Source organism: Galbibacter pacificus, assembly GCF_029603165.1.
In the GTDB taxonomy this organism is placed as follows: Bacteria; Bacteroidota; Bacteroidia; order Flavobacteriales; family Flavobacteriaceae; genus Galbibacter; species Galbibacter pacificus.
The window spans coordinates 523630-542754 of record NZ_JAQSVC010000001.1 but is presented as its reverse complement, the minus strand read 5'-3'; the positions used below and the strand labels follow the sequence as shown (position 1 = coordinate 542754).

At 41.5% G+C, this 19125-nt stretch carries 13 protein-coding genes; 5 read left to right on the top strand and 8 right to left on the bottom strand.

The window, feature by feature from the left end:
* Positions 1–162 precede the first annotated feature (162 nt).
* From PSF86_RS02205 to PSF86_RS02170, 8 genes are all read right to left on the bottom strand, one after another.
* Entirely contained in the window at positions 163–1536 is a 1374-nt protein-coding gene (locus PSF86_RS02205; protein ID WP_277898423.1) for a sulfatase family protein, read from the bottom strand.
* A gap of 143 nt (positions 1537–1679) precedes the next feature.
* Positions 1680–2669: a FecR family protein gene (locus tag PSF86_RS02200; RefSeq protein WP_277898422.1), complete on the bottom strand. Its 990-nt coding sequence runs from the start codon at positions 2667–2669 to the stop codon at positions 1680–1682.
* A gap of 69 nt (positions 2670–2738) precedes the next feature.
* Complete coding sequence (locus PSF86_RS02195; protein ID WP_277898421.1) at positions 2739–3332, bottom strand: RNA polymerase sigma factor; 594 nt, start codon at positions 3330–3332, stop codon at positions 2739–2741.
* A 263-nt stretch (positions 3333–3595) separates the two neighbouring features.
* A complete protein-coding gene (locus tag PSF86_RS02190; protein WP_277898420.1) occupies positions 3596–4729 on the bottom strand; it encodes an N-acetylglucosamine-6-phosphate deacetylase in 1134 nt (377 codons plus the stop codon).
* A gap of 23 nt (positions 4730–4752) precedes the next feature.
* Positions 4753–6225, bottom strand: coding sequence for a sodium:solute symporter family protein (locus tag PSF86_RS02185; protein ID WP_277898419.1), 1473 nt, complete (start codon positions 6223–6225; stop codon positions 4753–4755).
* Between the two features lie 26 nt (positions 6226–6251).
* Entirely contained in the window at positions 6252–7820 is a 1569-nt protein-coding gene (locus PSF86_RS02180) for a beta-N-acetylhexosaminidase (RefSeq protein WP_277898418.1), read from the bottom strand.
* Between the two features lie 24 nt (positions 7821–7844).
* Positions 7845–8927 (bottom strand): glycoside hydrolase family 5 protein, encoded by a 1083-nt coding sequence (locus tag PSF86_RS02175; protein WP_277898417.1) that lies wholly within the window; start codon positions 8925–8927, stop codon positions 7845–7847.
* Between the two features lie 209 nt (positions 8928–9136).
* Positions 9137–11212: a glycosyl hydrolase family 18 protein gene (locus tag PSF86_RS02170; RefSeq protein ID WP_277898416.1), complete on the bottom strand. Its 2076-nt coding sequence runs from the start codon at positions 11210–11212 to the stop codon at positions 9137–9139.
* Positions 11213–11822: 610 nt separating this feature from the next.
* On the opposite strand from PSF86_RS02170, the gene PSF86_RS02165 reads away from it, so the two are divergent.
* The 5 genes from PSF86_RS02165 to PSF86_RS02145 all read left to right on the top strand — a co-directional run bounded on the left by PSF86_RS02165 (position 11823) and on the right by PSF86_RS02145 (position 19042).
* On the top strand, positions 11823–15038 hold the full coding sequence (locus PSF86_RS02165; RefSeq protein ID WP_277898415.1) for a SusC/RagA family TonB-linked outer membrane protein: 3216 nt from the start codon (positions 11823–11825) through the stop codon (positions 15036–15038).
* Between the two features lie 12 nt (positions 15039–15050).
* Positions 15051–16661 carry a SusD/RagB family nutrient-binding outer membrane lipoprotein gene (locus PSF86_RS02160; protein WP_277898414.1) on the top strand — a complete coding sequence of 537 codons (1611 nt, stop codon included), beginning with the start codon at positions 15051–15053 and terminating at the stop codon, positions 16659–16661.
* A gap of 140 nt (positions 16662–16801) precedes the next feature.
* Complete coding sequence (locus tag PSF86_RS02155) at positions 16802–17977, top strand: AraC family transcriptional regulator (protein ID WP_277898413.1); 1176 nt, start codon at positions 16802–16804, stop codon at positions 17975–17977.
* Between the two features lie 39 nt (positions 17978–18016).
* Entirely contained in the window at positions 18017–18241 is a 225-nt protein-coding gene (locus PSF86_RS02150) for a hypothetical protein (RefSeq protein WP_277898412.1), read from the top strand.
* Between the two features lie 3 nt (positions 18242–18244).
* The gene (locus tag PSF86_RS02145; protein WP_277898411.1) at positions 18245–19042 is read left to right on the top strand and encodes a 6-phosphogluconolactonase; all 798 of its coding nucleotides are present in this window, start codon (positions 18245–18247) and stop codon (positions 19040–19042) included.
* Positions 19043–19125 lie beyond the last annotated feature (83 nt).

The window sequence follows — 19125 nt, the reverse complement described above, 5'->3', positions numbered from 1 at the left end:
ATTTTTCATAATTTTGTGTAATTGATTTATGGAACGTATTTTAAGTTTCAGTAAGGCCTTCCCTGCTAATTGCGTCACCAATTAACGGAAGGCCATTTTTTTTAGGTCTTCATATGTTCTAATTGTTTTAGTTTGGTTAGTTATCGTTTCATTGTTTACATATTATCTGGCAGGATTGGCCCGTTCTGGTGTTAATTCGGGTAAGTATGTCCTCCAGGTGATTACTTTTTGTTTCAATTCTTTTACTATTTCCGGATATTGTCCGGCAAGGTTAGTGGTTTCAAACTTATCCTTCTCCATATTATAAAGTTCGGCATTGTTACGGAGGTAATCGACCAGCAACTTCCATTTTCCGGACCTTATGGCAAGGTTCGGGCTCTTGTCCTTTCCCTTCGGATAGTTAAAGGCATGTTGATTCCTTCCGTATTCCCAGTACATATCCTTTTTGCGTTGGGACGGACTGCCCAACAATACCGATGTCCTGACTTCTCCATCTCCCTGATAATTACTGGGCAATTCTACCGAAGCAATATCGGCCAATGTAGGCAACAGGTCTGTAGAATTCAATACCGAAACATCATCGGCTTTACCTGCCGGTATATGCCCGGGCCATTTGGCGATAAACGGCATGCGTATCCCTCCTTCATAAAGGGACAACTTTGTACCGCGAAGTCCTCCCGAACGGCTGCCCCTAAAACTCGGCAGGGGCCCATTGTCACTGGTGAAAATAATAATGGTATTATCTTCGATCCCCATTTTTTTTATTCCGTCAAGGAGCCTACCAATTTGTTTGTCGTATTCCTTTAGCACCATTTGGAAAGCTTTTTCCTCTTCCGGGTCCATGGGAAATTTGCCCGTAAAACGAAAATCTACTTCCGGCACCCAAGGCGTATGCATATCATCTGGCCATAGATTTACGAAACAGGGTTTTCCCTTGTGCCTTTTAAGGAAATCCAGGGTTTTATCAACAAAATACCTTGTCCTATCCCAACGTTTTATGCTATCTTCAGGAGACCATATCCAATTGGTGGCAGTGATAATGGGATCTGGATCCGGGCTTTCATAGGTGCTTATGTGCTCGTCGAAACCATATTTATCAAAATTGGGTGCATTTTTAATATCGCGGCCGCCGCCCATGTGCCATTTTCCAAAATGTCCGGTAACATACCCTCCCCGCTTCAATATTTTGGCCATGGAAGGTGCATTTACATTTAAATAATTGGCCTGTTCTGCGGCCCCGTTACTCTTTCTGTCATTTAAAAAAGTGGTAAAGTTCCATTTTGCGGGGAACATACCGGTTAAAATGCTGGTTCGCGACGGGCTACAAATAGGGGCCGCACTGTAATATTGGGTAAATTTAGTACCTTCTTTTGCCAAACGGTCTATATTAGGCGTGGGTATGCCGGCACCCCCAAAAGTCTGAATATCGCTAAACCCCATGTCATCTGTAAGAATAACGATAATATTTGGTTTATCCTGTGAAAATCCAGCGATGTTAAAAAGCAGGACTCCCATTATTAAAAGTAGCTTGAGCATTTTTATATGAAAGTTTTTCATGTTGAATTATATAAAATTAATATCCGGATTAGGCATTATTACATATTTTAATGGCATCATCGCTTCACGGAAGTTTTTATAAGGTTCATATACTTAATCGTTTTAGTTTTTTAAATATTTTTTTAATGACACGGGTTTCCATCAATTTCCACTACATTGGCCGATACATATTCATAATCTACATCCAGTACATATCTAAAATTTTCCAAAATCTGTTTTAAGCTGGCCTTCTTGTAAAACTCACCGGTAACGGTACATTTGTTGAGTGCTTTATTTTTTATGACAATACGTACTCCATACCATCGCTCCAACATTATTGCAGCTTGATCCAAAGGGGTTTGTTCAAATACCAAAATTCCATTTTTCCATGCCAGGGCCCTCGAGATATTTACTTTCTTTTTGTCCATATGGCCACTTTGGTAGATGGCCTGCTCATTGGGGAGCAAAACCACTTGCCTGTCTTTTTTCAGCTCATTTGAAGAAACCATCACCTTTCCCGTTGCCACGCTTATCCGTTCCTGTGCATCGCCCTTGTAAGATCGTATGTTGAAAGAAGTTCCTAGCACCTCGGTCCTTACATTGCCCGCTAAAACCACAAACGGATGTTCCGGTCGGTGCACTACCTCAAAAAATGCCTCGCCCTCAAGCCGTACTTCACGCTGTTCTTTTTTAAATTCCCGAGGATATACCAGTTTGGAACCTGCGTTTAAAAATACGGAGGAGCCGTCGGGAAGGGTTATATTGCGCTTCTCTCCCATAGGGGTGGTCATGGTTACCAACCGCTGCTCCTTCATGGCCCTTAGTTCGGGATATATACGGGCTATCATCAATACGGCCAAAACGGCAGCTGTGGCCATGATCCATGGCATTGCCCTTTTAAAGTGCTTACGGCCGGTCCGGGATCGGACAAAACGGTTAAAATCAACTGTTTTGCTTTCAGTCCTTTCACTTATATTGATTTCCGGTGCGGTACCATCGTCCATCAAAAATAAAATAAGGTCGTTATAAACGGGATCTTGAAGGTAGGCAACAAATTCTTCGTATTCATCCTTGGAAATTGAATTGTTCCGGTAAACTTCAATTAAATATTTTATTCTTTCTTCCTGGGCCATAAATAGCAATTGCGCTGTACCTATAATACACGGGAATTAGAAAAAGTCCCGACGAAATCGATTGAAAATTTAAAAAAAGGTAGAAAAAAAAGAAATCAACACGATTCTGATGGTGTATTCCAAATAGGGTTCCAAGCGGTCTTTAATAATCCGTAAAGTCTCCCATAGGTTGTTTTTTACCGTCTTTTTTGTTACGCCCAATGTAGTTGCAATTTCTTCGTTGCTCCTCCCTTCATATTTGGACATAATGTAGATCGTCCGCTTCTTTTGGGGAAGTTCCTCAAGAATCTGATTAAAGATAGTTTGGTATTCCTCAAAGACAATACGTTCTTCGGGATTGGCCTGTGCCATTTTTACCCGGTCCCATAATTCTTGTTTAAGGATTTCTTCTTTTGTGTTACTTCTTAAATAATTAAGCGAAAGGTTTTTGGCAATGGTATACAAAAAAGACCTGCAACTTTTTTGGGCATTGAGAGTCGCCCTGGACTCCCATAACCTGATAAATGTTTCCTGGGTCAATTCTTCCGCTACTTCAACGGATTTGGCATAACTTACAATGAATTTGAGTATGGGAAGCCTATAATGGGAGAATATGGCCTCAAAAGCCGCTATATCATCCTGTTTCAATTTAATGAAAAGAAAATGATCGTCGGTATCCTTCATTATTGGGTTTTCAGTTAGTTTTGTAGTGACAATAATACTTAAAAAAATAATAAAAGTAAAATTTACCTGAATTAAAATTTGTTTTTCACTAATTTTAATGCCAATTATTTAGCAATACCCCATTGTTTTACATTTCATTGTAATTATTTACAATTATTGATTAATGAATGCAATTAAAAAACGGACAAGGAAAAAACTCCCTGTCCGATTTTCTTTAACGCCGCTAAACGCTAACTATCTAAAAAAAAACTAATTGTGTCCCATCAATACTTTTTATATACCCGCTTACCCGATTTAAAGGCACTATGGATGACAATTTCCCCGTCAGCCAAGCCAAACAAGACCAGATCGGTATTTTCTCTTTCAGGATACATAAGTTTATAGGGGATATTGGATGCCATTTCCCAGGCTTCTTCAAACGTGGACAAACCTTGTTTGAGTAAAAAATTAATACAATCCAAAAGGGAAGCTGCCGATCCGGCAAGCAATTCTTTATGTTCGTACAGGGAAAGCCTCCCCTTACCGTCTAGTCTTACCTTACCGCCAATATGTGAGTTGTATACCCCGGGCGCCATGCCTGCAAACATCGTAGCATCGCTTACCAAAATAATCTGGTTTTTCTTTACTTTTAAAACGGTCTTTATAAAATTAACCGGCAAATGAAATCCGTCGGTTATCAAACTGGGCACAAGCAAATCGTTTGCCAACTGATCGTAGATTATGTTCTTGTTCCTGGAGAGGAACAAGGGGGCACCATTCCCAAGATGAGTAGATAGGGATGCCCCTGCCAGGACGGCTTCTTCAATTTGTTCATCGGTGGCCATGGTATGTCCAAGGGCAACTTTTACATTGTCCTGTACACATTTTTTTATAAATTCGACGGAATTTTCCCATTCCGGGCTCAAAGTAACCAACTTTATGCGATTTCCGGAAGCCTTTTGAAATGCGGTAAACAGTTCCCAATCGGGGGCTTTAACATGAGCACCGTCATGAGCACCCCTTGCCTGCGAGTCCGGTGAAATAAAAGGTCCTTCCAAATGAATCCCGGCGACATAGGATTGGATAACAGGGTTTTTCAGACATAATTCATTTATATTTTCCAAAAGGGATATCATATTGGAATCGGAATTCGTAATTACCGTTGGAAGGAAGAACAATACCCCTTGTTTTGACATCTGGTCAATGACCTTTAAAAAATCGTTCTCAAGTATGGGAAAAGAATTGAAATCGGTATGGAGGAAACCGTTTATCTGAATATCGAACAATCCCGGGGCCATGTACAGCACCTTGCGATCGTGCGAATCAACCTTGGCCATAGAAACAACCTGTCCATTTTTCAGGGTTATCTGAAAATTTTCATTTGTAAAACAGTCAGCACAGTAAATGACTTCTTTCATCTTTCAAAATTTGATTTATCATTTTAATCGATAGCCTTCAACAAATCGATCACTTTCTTGGAGACTTTCTTTTTATAATTTAAAAATCCTATTCCCACGTATACCAATAATGAAATAAATAATGGCAAGCCTACTTCTAGGGTATATGAAAGATTGGCAGCATATATTTTTGTAAAAATAAAGCTTAAAAATCCTAAAAAAATAGCACATAATGCTGCAACGGCTCCACATTTTTTAAATGCTGGGAGCATACCCAACAGCATGGGAACGGCAATAGGCCCAACAAGGGCTGCAAACCATGAAACTATCAATCCTAAAATTCCACCAAAAGATTCGTACTGGGTGGCAATGACAATGGTGAAAAACACAAATACGAAGGTAACCCACCTTGCTATCTGTAACGAATTTATGCTTTTTATCAACTTATATTTCTTTAACTGTACCGGTAATATATCGCGTATAATAACAGCGGCAATGGTATTGGCATCACTGGAAGTCATGGACATGGTCGTGGCAAACATAGATGCCAGGACCAAACCGACCACCCCTGGAGGCAAAAGGTGAATTGTTAACAGTCCGTACGATTCCGTAGGATCGGTCAGGCCCGGCAATAATACAGGAGCCGCCCACATGGGGAAAAATAAGATCAACGGCCAGATTAAATACAATGTCCCAGATAAAATCGCCGCTTTTTTTGTGTTGGATTCATCGGGGGAGGATATATACTTGGTGGCCAGATTCCATGTCCCCCCATTATAACTAAATGTATTTATACATAAAAATGCAAGGGCAAAACCAACGGTATACGGCTCGGCAAAAAACTCGCTGTTCCTTTCCGGCAACTGGTCCCAGATGGTAAAAACACTTTCTATACCGCCTAGCTTGGTAATGGTCGCGATAAACAGCGCGATACCGGCTCCAATTTGAACGATAAATTGAATAAAATCGCTTATGGTTACCGCCCAAAGCCCGCCAATGGTAATATAGATGATGGAAATCCCGCCTGAGAAAAGCACCCCGTAAAGTATAGGCACCCCGGTAAATACCCGCAACAAAATAGCGATGGCGGCCCATTTGGCAGCCACATCGAATAATTTAAGGAGTACCCCGCTCCATGCCATTACCTGTTGCGTTTTAATGCCATAACGAACAGAAAGGTATTCCAAGGGAGATTGTATGGCAAACTTTTTTCTTAACCGAACCCAACGTACAGGAAAAACATTGATGGTCATTAAAATGGAAATCCCCACCGTCATTGCCCACCAAACATAAATTGAAAAACCATGTGTATAGGCCAGTCCCGCATAGGCGACAAATACAGCTCCACTATAACCGGAAACATGATGTGAAATGCCGGACAGCCACCAGGGAAGCCCTCCACTGGCAATAAAATAATCACTGGAATCTTTATTTTTAAAATGTGCCCATACACCAATGGCAACCATTGCCATAAAAAAAGCAATAATGACCATCCAGTCCCATAATTTAAGCGTCATAATTTAGTTGGTTATAGTCGGTTAGATTATTTTTTTTGTCCCTTTAAACGTTCATACAGTATTTTAACGGGCACTGTACGTGTGTAATTTTCTTCATCAATGGCCTCGGGGTATAAATATCCGCTATTTAAATTGGTATACCGCTGGCCCAGGCTATCGTATTTTTTTATAATTTCAGCTAATTCCGAAATCACTTGTGGAAACATGGCTTTGGTAAAAGAATCACTGTTCACTCTTCCCTCCACTTTTTTGAAATGCATATAATTCTCCCTTATATCTTTCATAAGCCTTATATGTTCAAATTCCTTTTGATTTCTTTCTGGTCGCAACTTGTTAAAAACCATTTGGTATCCTTTGACAGAATCGTACAACATGGGCACTGTCAATTCGGAATGATTTTCTACTTCCCCATTGATAACTTGGTACGGGCTCCCCAAAAGTGCCCTGTAAAACTCACGGGATTCTCTTTTGTTAAACCCAAAACGCTTTTCAGCATAAGAAACGATAAACCGTTTTGCATTTAAAGGTGCCGTTTGCTGCATGCTCTGGGAATATGCCGCCAAAAGTATCCTAAAACCGGAAAGCGGATAAACACGTCTAACAGGTACTAAATCGGTAATTGTATGATGGTCTTCAAAGACGGGAGAATAAATCCCGGAAGTGGACCAAGAGGTCATCACGACTCCATTGTAGTTGCTTTCCCTGCAAAAAGGGATAAAATCTTTTATATTGTCAAAATGATTTTTCCAATCCGTTAAAAAATAATTATCCGGATTGCTCCTTAAGGCCGGTGAACCCCATACTTCAAACCCCTTTTTGGTAAGTTCGTTCACGATACCAAACCGGTCTACGTCCCAACCGTAATTCCAAACAATGAATATGGTCTCCTTGGGCAATTTGTTCAATTCTCCGGGATAACTGGTCGCTATGTCAGACCATATGACCGGTATTTTCCCAAGTGATACCACAATATCGGTAATCATTTTAAGGTGGTCGGCCAGCAGGGCCGCTTTCCCGCTCTTAGCTATCTTTTCCTTGCATTTATCACAATGGCCCAACAGATAGGCCTCATCACCGCCAATATGAAAATATTTTGATGGATGTATTTCGGCCATTTCGGTAATGAGCTCGGTAAACAATTTTTTGTTCAATGCAAATTCCATGGGACAAACTTGGGAAACATCTTTTTGGTCTTCCCTTTGTTCTGCATATCTATAATTCCTTAAAACATATTCTAAATGCCCCAAACTTTGTTGAAGGGGTATTACTTCTATGTTCTTTTGACCGCAATACGCTATAAAGTCCTTGATTTCTTCTTTTGTATAGGCATATTTATTGGCAATTACGGGATTGGTCTGAAAGGGAAAAGTACCTTCCCATTCCATAATAAGGGTGTTGACCCCAAAATATGCCAGTTCATCCACAAGTTCCCTTAGGGCCTTTGGTTTCATTACCTGTATGCGCAGGTCCAGATGAAACCCTACAATTTCAAAATCTTTTTCCTTTTTTTGTTGAGTTTGGGAGAACCCTATATTAACGGATACCACTAAAAAAGTAACCAATAAAAGTAAGCCTTGTTTATTTTTGTTCATCATTTGAAATATACTAATTTTCCATCACTATTCTCTTGCCCATGAATCCATGGGGGTATCAATGTGGTTTTTTATCCATTTTCCCGACTCTTTCAGGTTTTCATCGCTCCAGGGACCATCAGGGCAAGTGCCATTTTTCCAGGAAGCCCCGCTTAACGGACTATCTGAATAATTCCAGTTACACCATGATATTTTATTTTCTTTCATAAAATCGATCCATTTCAGTGCCTTTGCAAAGTCGTTGGCCCCGTCCCCCCATCCGTTTTGCGTGCCCCATTCGGTGACAAAAATCGGCACCCCTGCCGCTAGGGCCTCCTTGGTATTTTCCATTCGCTGCAACTGATCATCATCCCCCACATATACATGGGCGGTATACAGTATATTCGGGTATTTTAATTCATTTCCGATAACATCATTGGGCCTTGAACAAAATTTAGGGGTTCCCACAACGATTAGGGAATTAGGGGCATTCTTCCTTATCACTGGAATTATTTCTTCAGCGTATCTTTTAATAAGTGCCCATGTAACTTCATGATTGTCATCGTTCGGTTCATTACATATTTCATAAATAATATTCGCTTTTTCCGCATGGCGTTTTGACATGTGTTCAAAAAACTTCTTTGCGAGTATTGTATTTGCATTTGGATCGCCCGGATGCAACATATGCCAATCCAGTAAGATATAGGCCCCAAGACTAGAAACCTTCTCTATCAGCGTATCCACATATTGCGTCCAGTATTCGGGATTTGATGCATACCCCCCTTCTTGAACGTACATGGACAACCGGATAATATCAACCCCCCAATTATTTACCAGAACGTCCAATGAAGCATCATTGTAACAGTTGCCACGATACTGCAATCCATGGGTACTCATCCCCCTGAGCTGAATCGGATCTCCGTCTTTATTGCAAATCCGGGTACCTTTTAGCTGCAATTCCCCATTGGCCTTAAAAGGACTGACCTTTGTTATAGAATGATCCTGCCCAATGGTATCATTATCCCTTTGGGAAAAGCAAATCGTTGTATTGGGCATTAATGCATAAGAATGCATACAAAAAGCATATACCATTAGTATACCATTGCGCCACTTTTTAATAGTGATAAACATATATCGTTTTTTTAACAATAAATCCCTGAATCTTTTATTTAAAATATAAGCCTGAGATGCAATCCTTCTATACTTTTAAAGACAAAAAAAAATGAATTTTTATTTCCGAAAAAGGGTCGTTCCCTGAACTATAGCCTCAAAAAACGTCAATTAAGCTCCCCCGATAAAAAGGGAGCATCACTTAATTGACATTTCTTTTTTATTGATCATCAATACGAAAAATACACGTCATCTGCATAAAAAACATAGGTTGCCGGGTTGATGCTTGCGGCCATGCCGGGAATGCTCTTTACCACTACCACATCATTTACATCGGTAAAATCAAAGCTCGGGTTCTGTGTGGACATATCCGTAAAGGGGATGCTCATGGCATGCCAGTTTCCGTCATAGGAAAAGCCATATGTCGTGGGGTCCAGGTTTATTTGTTGCCCGTTGGCATCTTCCAGCCTGATAACGGTCTCGTCGGGGCTGGACGACTTTAGGGAAAGGTGGAAAACGCTGTATGAACTTAAATCCTGGTTAGGGCTCCCCGGATAGTTAAAATAAGTGGCGTAATTGGTAGCCGAACCTCCGGTCGTGGCCTTGGCCTCGATGACCGTGCTTCCGCCATCGGTTCCTGCATCGGGGTAGGCGGCATTGGCCGTCATGGAGCTTGTGTTTAAATTGACGATGGAGAAAACATCATCGGTAACCGATCTTTCCGTATAATAGCCAAGACGTTCCCCTGTGGAAAAATATACATCATCTACATAAAAAACATAGGTTGCCGGGTTGATGCTTGCGGCCATCCCGGGAATACTCTTTACCACTACCACATCATTTACATCGGTAAAATCAAAGCTCGGGTTCTGTGTGTACATATCCGTAAAGGGGATGCTCATGGCGTGCCAGTTTCCGTCATAGGAAAAGCCATATGTCGTGGGGTCCAGGTTTATTTGTTGCCCGTTGGCATCTTCCAGCCTGATAACGGTCTCGTCGGGGCTGGACGACTTTAGGGAAAGGTGGAAAACACTGTATGAACTTAAATCCTGGTTAGGGCTTCCCGGATAGTTAAAATAAGTGGCGTAATTGGTAGCCGAACCTCCGGTCGTGGCCTTGGCCTCGATGACCGTGCTTCCGCCATCGGTTCCTGCATCGGGGTAGGCAGTGTTGGCCGTCATGGAGCTTGTATTTAAATTGACAATGGAGAAAACATCATCGGTAACCGATCTTTCCGTATAATAGCCAAGGATCTCCCCATCTCCGCCACCAACTGGTGGCGCTTCAGACAATTTTCTACCTATGGCCTGGAGCAAGCTCAGGCTATCAAAAGTATCTTGGGAGAGCTCCCAAATCATTACGCCTGCACCATTTTGCAGCGCATATGCCGTTTTTGCCTCAATAGTCGGAATTCCGTTATATTTATACCCTTGATACTCATCCATATAAGCAGCACTGGGATCCAGAACTATAATATCGCTGTAAGAAACATCGCCACTCCCCACTGTGCCCTGATAACCATAAAACGGTACTCCCAATACCAACTTTTCTGCGGGACATCCAAGTCCAAGCCAGGTTTGCATATGGCTTACCGCATCGGCATATGTAGAGTGATTCCCGGTACCTCCCCAACCATTGTCGTATGACATAATATTGATAAAGTCAAAATAGGCTATGGACGAAGTAGGTATGCGCCCACCAGTATATGTTGCCGTGGCACAGGTAACCAGTTTTCCCTGAGGGTTAAGTGCATTTCTTAATTCCTGAATAAAAGGAGTGTAATTTCCAGCACTGCTAATAGACGATAATAATGCGCCTTCTATGTCTACATCAATCCCATCGAGGTTAAAATATTGTACAAGTGCAGAAAGATTGTTCACTACAGTTGTTCTATTAGAGGATTGCAATAAAGTCTCCCAATCGCCCGAACAACCAGGGACCGATCCTCCTCCTAAAGAAACAAGGACTTTTACGTTTTCCTGATGTGCTTTGTTTACTACATAATTAATATCAGAAGCCGAGGCATTGCTGCAAACGGGTTCACCACCCGATAAAAATGTACCAGATGCGTCAGGGTTCATAAATGCTATGTTTATATGTGTTAGAATATCCAGATCTGTACTATCAATGGTGCTTTCCATATCCACATAAGTAGGAATATACCCGATTACCACCTTGTCATCCCCTGAAATGAAATGTATGCTCTCATACGATTCTTCAGGTAGGTTTTCAAAATTACATCCCGACAGAAGTTGAATACATCCCCATAAGGAAACCATCAACCAAAAGTTTGCTTTCTGTTTCATCTTTCTTGAAATTTAGGTTAGTTAATAGAATCATATCCGCATTTAAGGCAAACAGCTATTTCAAGTATCATATTCAATAAAAAATGAACAGCCAAAAGACCCTTAAAATGCAGTATATGAACTCAGCCATAAAAGTAAGTTGGCTTTAGCTCTCAAATAATGGCTAAAAGCGGTTGTTTTACTTCAAAAAGCGTCAAGATAATTTTATGTTCACTTCATAATATTCGATAGACGGAAGTATGCCAAAGTCTAAAATTTCACTTTTTCAATAAGGAGATGAAGTTGTAATGGCTATAGATTATTTAATAAAATAGTTAATTAGTTCAAATTAATACACTTTAAAAGTCATTTAGGCAAACAATTCCATTATAATTCCCTAATTATTCCTTTTCCGACCATACCTTAAAAACAGATGCGCTCTTCTTATAAAAAAACAAGGACCGCGTATTATAACCATAAAAGGCTACCGTTAATACAACTGACGTATTTTGAGGTTTTTTATACGCATATAGCCCAATAAAACACATTTCTTCTCTTTTATATTTGTGAAATCCCAATTTTTTAATCAATTCATAACATTCTAAAAACCAACAAATTAAACTAATTTAATATGGCTAAACTTAAAATCATACAACAAAAGCTGTATTTGAATAAAAAAATTCAAAAGACAGCAGCCCGTTGCATTTTGATATTCTTATTTGCGATAATGAGTATCCCGGCAACAGCCCAAAACACAAAGACCATTAGCGGTACCGTTACATCGGCATCCGATAATATTCCCTTGATAGGGGCCACCGTGACCGAAAAGGGGACCCAAAACGGTGTTGCAACCGATTTTGACGGAAAGTATACCATTAGCTGTTCCGATGAAAATGCAACGATCGTAATCTCGTACATAGGTTTCCTCCCGAAAGAAATTAACATACATGGCCGTTCATCGATAAATGTTCAATTAACGGAAGATGCCACAAATTTAAAGGAGGTGGTGGTAACCGCCCTTGGTATTAAAAGAGAGTCCAGGGCCGTAGGCTATGCCATCTCCGAGGTAGAAAGTGATAACCTAAATGCAGGTGGCGAGAACAATGCCATGAAAGCATTGACCGGCAAAGTGGCCGGTGTTGACATTTCGCCTACAATAGCAGGGCCTGCCGGAAGTACACGGGTGGTAATCAGGGGAAATTCACAACTTACGGGAAACAACACCCCCTTATATGTAATTGACGGGGTTCCTATGGACAATACACAATTGGGGCAAGCCGATAAATGGGGAGGCTATGATTATGGGGACGGACTAAGTGCTATTTCCCCGGAAGACATAGAAACGATTTCTGTATTAAAAGGCGCCTCGGCTTCCGCACTCTACGGATCCAGGGCTTCCAATGGCGTAATATTGATAACCACCAAATCGGGGAAAAAGAAAACCGGTTTGGGCATTGAATTTTCTTCGAGGTTTAATTTTGTAAAACTGGCCTCGAACTTTGACGATTACCAAAGGGAATACGGACAAGGCCGCAATGGTGAGGCGCCCATTACTTTAGATGATGGGCAAACAACAACACAAGCGGCCTGGGGCGCAAAACTGGACCCTTCCCTAAGCACATATATCTACAATGGCGAACTGAAGCCTTACCAGAATGTTCCGGACAATATATTATCCTTTTTCAGAACCGGTGGGACCACCACCAACTCCGTTTCTTTTTCAAGCGGAAATGGTTTTAGGGCCTCTGTTTCGGATATGAATTATAATGATATCGTCCCCAATTCCGATATGAGGCGCACTACCTTCATGCTCAATGGAAAGTCGGATTTTGGGGAAAAGCTGACCGTACAGGGAAGGGTCAACTATACCATTGAAGATGTAAAAAACAGACCGGCATTGTCCGACCACCCAAATAATGTGGGCAATGCCATTATCGGTATTGCCCCCAATTTTAATCAAAAATGGCTTTCCGAAAATTACAAAGACGAAGAAGGCAGGTATGTGGACTGGAACGGGGGGAATATCTACCGTATAAACCCCTATTGGACCATCAATGAAATGAGCAACAACTCCGAGAAGAAACGGGTCATGGGCTACCTCCAATTAAATTATCAGATCCTTCCTTTTCTTTCCATGCGCCTAAATGGAGGAACAGACTTTTATACCTTTAAGTCGGATGATTTTACACCCAGGCATTCCCCTACACAATTGGATGGCAGCTTTGTCCACAGGCAGGTCTCGGTAGTTGAAAATAATTTTGAGGCAATGCTCCGGTTCGATAAGAAATTTAACAAACTTAGCGTTTCTTCGCTCATTGCCGGCAACATTCGGTACAACGAAAGTGAGACCTATGTAAACAGCGGGGTTAACGAAGTGCTAAGCGGACTTAAATCCATACTGAACTACCGCACCTATACCCTCTCCAACGATTTATACAGAAAGCAGGTAAACTCGGTGTACGGTGCCGTGAACCTTGGGTACGACGATTTTGCATATTTGGATTTTACCTGGAGAAACGATGTTTCATCAACGCTTTCGTCCAACAACCGTTCTTATTGGTACCCATCCCTATCCGGAAGTTTGGTTTTTTCAAGCCTATTTAATATGGACAAAGGGTTCCTTTCTTTTGGAAAATTGAGGGCCTCATGGGCACAGGTCGGTGGGGACACCGATCCTTATAAATTGGGACTGAATTATGGCCTGTACGATTTTACCTTTAACGATTATTCTTTGGGGGAAATCAAATCTGCGGTGGTTCCCAATAAAAACCTCAAACCCACCCGCACCAACTCCTATGAAGTGGGAACCGACCTGCGGTTTTTCAAAAACAGGATCAAACTGGATGTAAGTTATTACAATCAGGAAACCGTGGACCAGATACTGGAACTTACCACCTCCACGACCACCGGATATAATAGCGCTTCCATTAATTCTGGAAAAATCGTCAATAAGGGCTTTGAGGTGGCCCTATCGGTAACCCCGGTAGAGACCAGGGACTTTCATTGGGACGCTACCCTGACCTATGCCAATAACAACAATGAGGTCGTGGCATTGCACCCCGACATAAAAACCTATACCCTGGCAGAAGCACGGTGGTTGGACACTTATATCTATGCTATGGAAGGTGAAAATTACGGGGTCATTGTGGGCAAACCTTTTAAACGCAATGAAGATGGTGCGGTTATCTTTGAAAACGGGATGCCCACCTACGAAAGCGAAAATGAAATTCTGGGAAATGGGGTCCCCGATTTCACCGCGGGACTTAATCAATTGTTCAGGTACAAGGATTTTAGTCTAAGGGTCTTATTTGACATGAAATGGGGATTGGATATTTTTTCCATGAGCCACATGCTTTCCAATCAAATGGGGACCACCAAAGAAACCCTTGAAGGGCGTGCCGGGTGGTATGCTTCGGAAGCAGCGCGTATTGCCGCCGGGGAAACTACCGAAGATTGGGTTCCCACAGGCGGATATATAGGTCAAGGGGTTAAAAATATCGGTACTGAAGAAGCCCCGGAATATGTCGCCAATGACGTATATGTAGACCCCCAGGATTATTGGACGAACGTAGCCTCCAATTCCCCCGAGCCTTTTATCGATGATGCCTCCTATATTAAATTAAGGGAATTGAACCTTTCGTACAACATTCCATCTAGGATCTTGGACAAGACCCCGTTAACGGGCGTATCCCTATCTCTTTATGGCAGAAATTTGGCAACTTTATATTCCAAGGTTAAGAACATAGACCCGGAATCCGGATATAATTCTTCAAACGGTCAAGGATTCGAATACGGCTCCCTGCCATCCAGAAGGACTATCGGTTTTGGATTAAACGTTAAATTCTAATAAAAATAAAAGATGAAAAATATAAAAACATATTCCATCCTCATTATAGCGAGCCTATCGTGGTTGGGATGTTCCAATTTTGATGACCTGAACACCAACCCGAATACCTCAGCTACAATCGACCCAGAAATTATGCTAACCACCATTGAGTTTCTACCCGGCGCCAATTGGCAAGATCAAACACGATATTTTTATTATCCGGGCGGTTTTATGAATCAGTGGACCGGGCTATGGGGAATGGTAGAATATGGTGGAAACGCACAAAAAAGTGCGCCCGAAATGTCACGGCTATGGTTGAAATACTATCCGGATGTCATCAATAAAACCATCACCTTAATCGATGCGACCAAAGATGATCCGGCACTTGTTAATATAAATTCCATGGCCAGGATAATAAAAGTACAGTGCTTTTTAAGGTTGACCGATTATTATGGTGATATCCCCTATTTTGACGCAGGAAAGGGATATCTGGAAGATAAGCTCATTACCCAATACGATCGGCAGGAAGATATCTACAATGATTTTTTTAAAGAACTCGATGAAGCTTCCAAGGCTTTGGACGCCTCCAAGCCACTGGCCAAATACGATGCCATATACGACAGCGACATCAATGAGTGGAAAAAATATGCAAATTCATTGCGGCTCCGCATAGCCATGCGGCTGGTAAAGGTTAATCCTGCAAAAGCCAAACAAGAAGCTGAAACGGCCGTTGCAGCTGGTGTATTTACTTCAAATGAAGACATTTGCGCAGTTACCTATGAAGATTTCCGCAACCCATCCACGGGCATAGGAAAAGGAAATGGAGTGGCAAACTTAATATATGGGTCCAGTGCGGACAGGGGGAGCGAGTTTTGGCTTACAACCGAAATCGTGGAAGTCATGGAGGCCATGAACGATCCGCGGTTGCTCAATGGATATTATGCTACCATTCAATTAAGGGATGAAAACCGGACCGATGTTACCGATCTGGTCTTAAATGAACGTGGCGGACCCTATGCTGCCTCCACCATGCAGGCACAAAGGTATGCCTGGGATCCCAACTCAAAATATCCCGGCGGTCCGGTGACTATAAATTATAATGGCGAAGAAGTGGCCATTGAATACCGGTACAGCCTGCTGCGTGCATCAAAATACATTCAGGCTTTTGATGCGCCCTTTATCAATATTGGCTATGCCGAAGTCGAGTTTTTACTGGCCGAAGCTGCTTTTAGGGGCTGGAACGTTCCGGGTTCGGCCGCAGAACATTACAAGAATGGGCTAGAAGCCTCCGTAAGGCAATGGCGTATATTTGGCGCCGAAGTAAATGAAAGCGATGTTACGGCCTTTAGCAATGCCAACCCGCTCACCCCCGGGCAAGAGCTTATGGACATCAATACACAACTATGGGTATTGCATATATTGGACCCCATGGAAGCCTGGTCGAACTATCGCCGTTCCGGCATGCCCGAGGTTACTTTTCATAATTATGTCCCGTCCCTTAACCAATCCAATGGACAAATGCCCCGCAGGATGGAATACCCGAGCCAAGAGGCGGAACTAAACACAAGCAGTTATGAAGAAGCTGTTTCCAGAATAGGTGAAGACGACTGGTTAAAGCGTGTTTGGTGGGACGTGGAACAATAAAAATCATGTTGAGTTAGCTGAAAAAATCCTGCAAGGCCGATACAGGCAACTTGCAGGATTATCTCTATATTTGCCCATAACCCCTTGATAGACACACATAAATACATAGTTTAAACTATCGTTCCAATGAAAAAACACCTATGAAAAAAATACTCCTATTAACAGATTTGTCCAGTGATTACAATAGGAAATTACTGAAAGGGATCGTACACTACTCCAAAGAATCCTGTTTGTGGAATTTCTATAGGCTTCCATTGTACTATAAAGAGCTCTATGGAGCCGAAGGGGTTATAAAATGGGCTAAAAAATGGGGAGCGGATGCCATTATCTCTCAATTCGACGAAATAGACATTCATTTGCTGACGGAATTAAACATTCCCATCATTGCCCAAAACTATAAAGAGAGAAACAAGCAAACTTCCAATATTACAGGTGATTATTTTAATGCGGGGGTCATGGCCGCCAATTTTTTTTACAGGAAAGGGTATCGTCAATTTGCTTATTATGACGTAAAAAAAACAGTATGGATGCGCGAGCGGGGCGAAGGATATATCTCCACTATTGAAAAAAAAGGGGGCGAGGTAATTCTGTACAATTCAAGCGAAGAGGAACAAAATGAAAAGTTGGAGGTCAACCATAAGAATTTAAGAAAATGGCTGGAAAATCTGCCAAAGCCCATTGCACTGTTTGCATGCGACGATCAGCATGCACTGCACATCACGGAACTGTGCAAAATCTCCGGAATCCATATCCCTAATGAGATTTCGGTATTGGGAGTGGACAACGATGACCTGTTGTGCAACATATCCGATCCCAAACTGTCGTCTATTGAATTGGACGTTGTCAACGGTGGTTTTTTAACCGGGGAGCTTTTAAATTCTTTCTTTAACAAAAAAGTAATCCCCCCTGTTGACGTCATTATAAAACCTATTAGCATCGTTACCAGGGAATCGACCGAAAGGCTTGTGGTCTCCAATAAATATGTTGGGCAGATAATTCAATACATCGAAAAAAATTATGCCGAATCCATTTCCGTAAAAACAATCATCGATATGGTTCCCATGTCCAGGCGTGTCCTGGAAAAGACCTTTAAAAAGGAAACCGGTACCACCATTTATCAATACATCCAACTGGTGCGGGTCGAAAAATTTTCAAGACTGCTGATCACTACCGAACTATCCCTTATAGAAGCCGCTAGGATGGTAGGCTTCAGCGATTATAAAAACATCTTTAGGATTTTTCAGAAATTTAAAAACATGAGTCCCGGACAATACAGAAAAATGCATTTTCACCGTGGCGATGAAAATAGCCTTTAACCCCTTATATGGAACCTAGGCTGAAATATCAAAAAATAGATGCCCCTACTCTTTGATAAAAAGGCATTTCTCTTTTATGGGTATAATCCAAAAGAAACACACCTTTCAAAACATAACCGAAAATATACGTTTTTTGAGGTTTACAATACGTGTTTTAAGTACAGAGTTAGGTTTGAATTTATTTCTTTTGAAGATGTAAAAACATACGATAAAACAAAATACGGCTCCATAACGGATCCGGTAAACGAATATAAAGAAAGGTAATTAATGAGCCCTATATATAAAGATAAACTTAAAATCAATTTGTTATTAGATAGAAGTGGAATCGGAATTGCTGCAGCACTTGATGTTTCCAATAAAATCCAGGAATTATTGACCGTAAAAAAGGAAATAAACATGGTTTTTGCAGCAGCTCCTTCCCAAAATGAGCTTTTAAATCGATTAGTTTCCAATCAGGACATAGATTGGAGCAGGGTGAATGCCTTCCATATGGACGAATATATTGGGCTGAACATGGAGGACCCACAAAGTTTTGGGTACTATCTAAAGGAACGTATTTTTGGCGTAGTTAATTTTAAAAGTGTTCATTACATCAATGGACGGGCAAAAGACCTTGAGGTTGAATGTCATAGATACGCACGGTTATTATCGAATTTCCCTATCGATATAGCCTGTCTGGGTATCGGTGAAAATGGCCACTTGGCATTTAACGATCCGCATACTGCGGATTTTAAAGATGGCAAAGCGGTGAAAATTGTAACCTTGGACGCTGATTGTAAAATGCAACAGGTTAACGACGGTTGTTTTCCCGACATGGCATCGGTTCCCGAACAGGCCATTACGGTCACAATTCCCACATTGCTCTCTTCCCTGTATATGTTTTGTGTGGTTCCGGGTAAAACAAAGGCAAAGGCCGTTAAAAAGACCCTTTTTTCTGAAATTACCGAAGAATGGCCCTCTACAATTCTCCGAAACAAGGAACATGCCATATTATACTTAGATGCAAAAAGTGGTGCCGGGATTAAAATAAATACAAACAATGCCTTTGAGCCCGATCCGATATAAATTAAGTGCAATGGCACAATCCCTTATACAATGTCCCTGTTGTATTTAAATTATATGCAAAAGGGCCTTCATCCCCCTTGTTT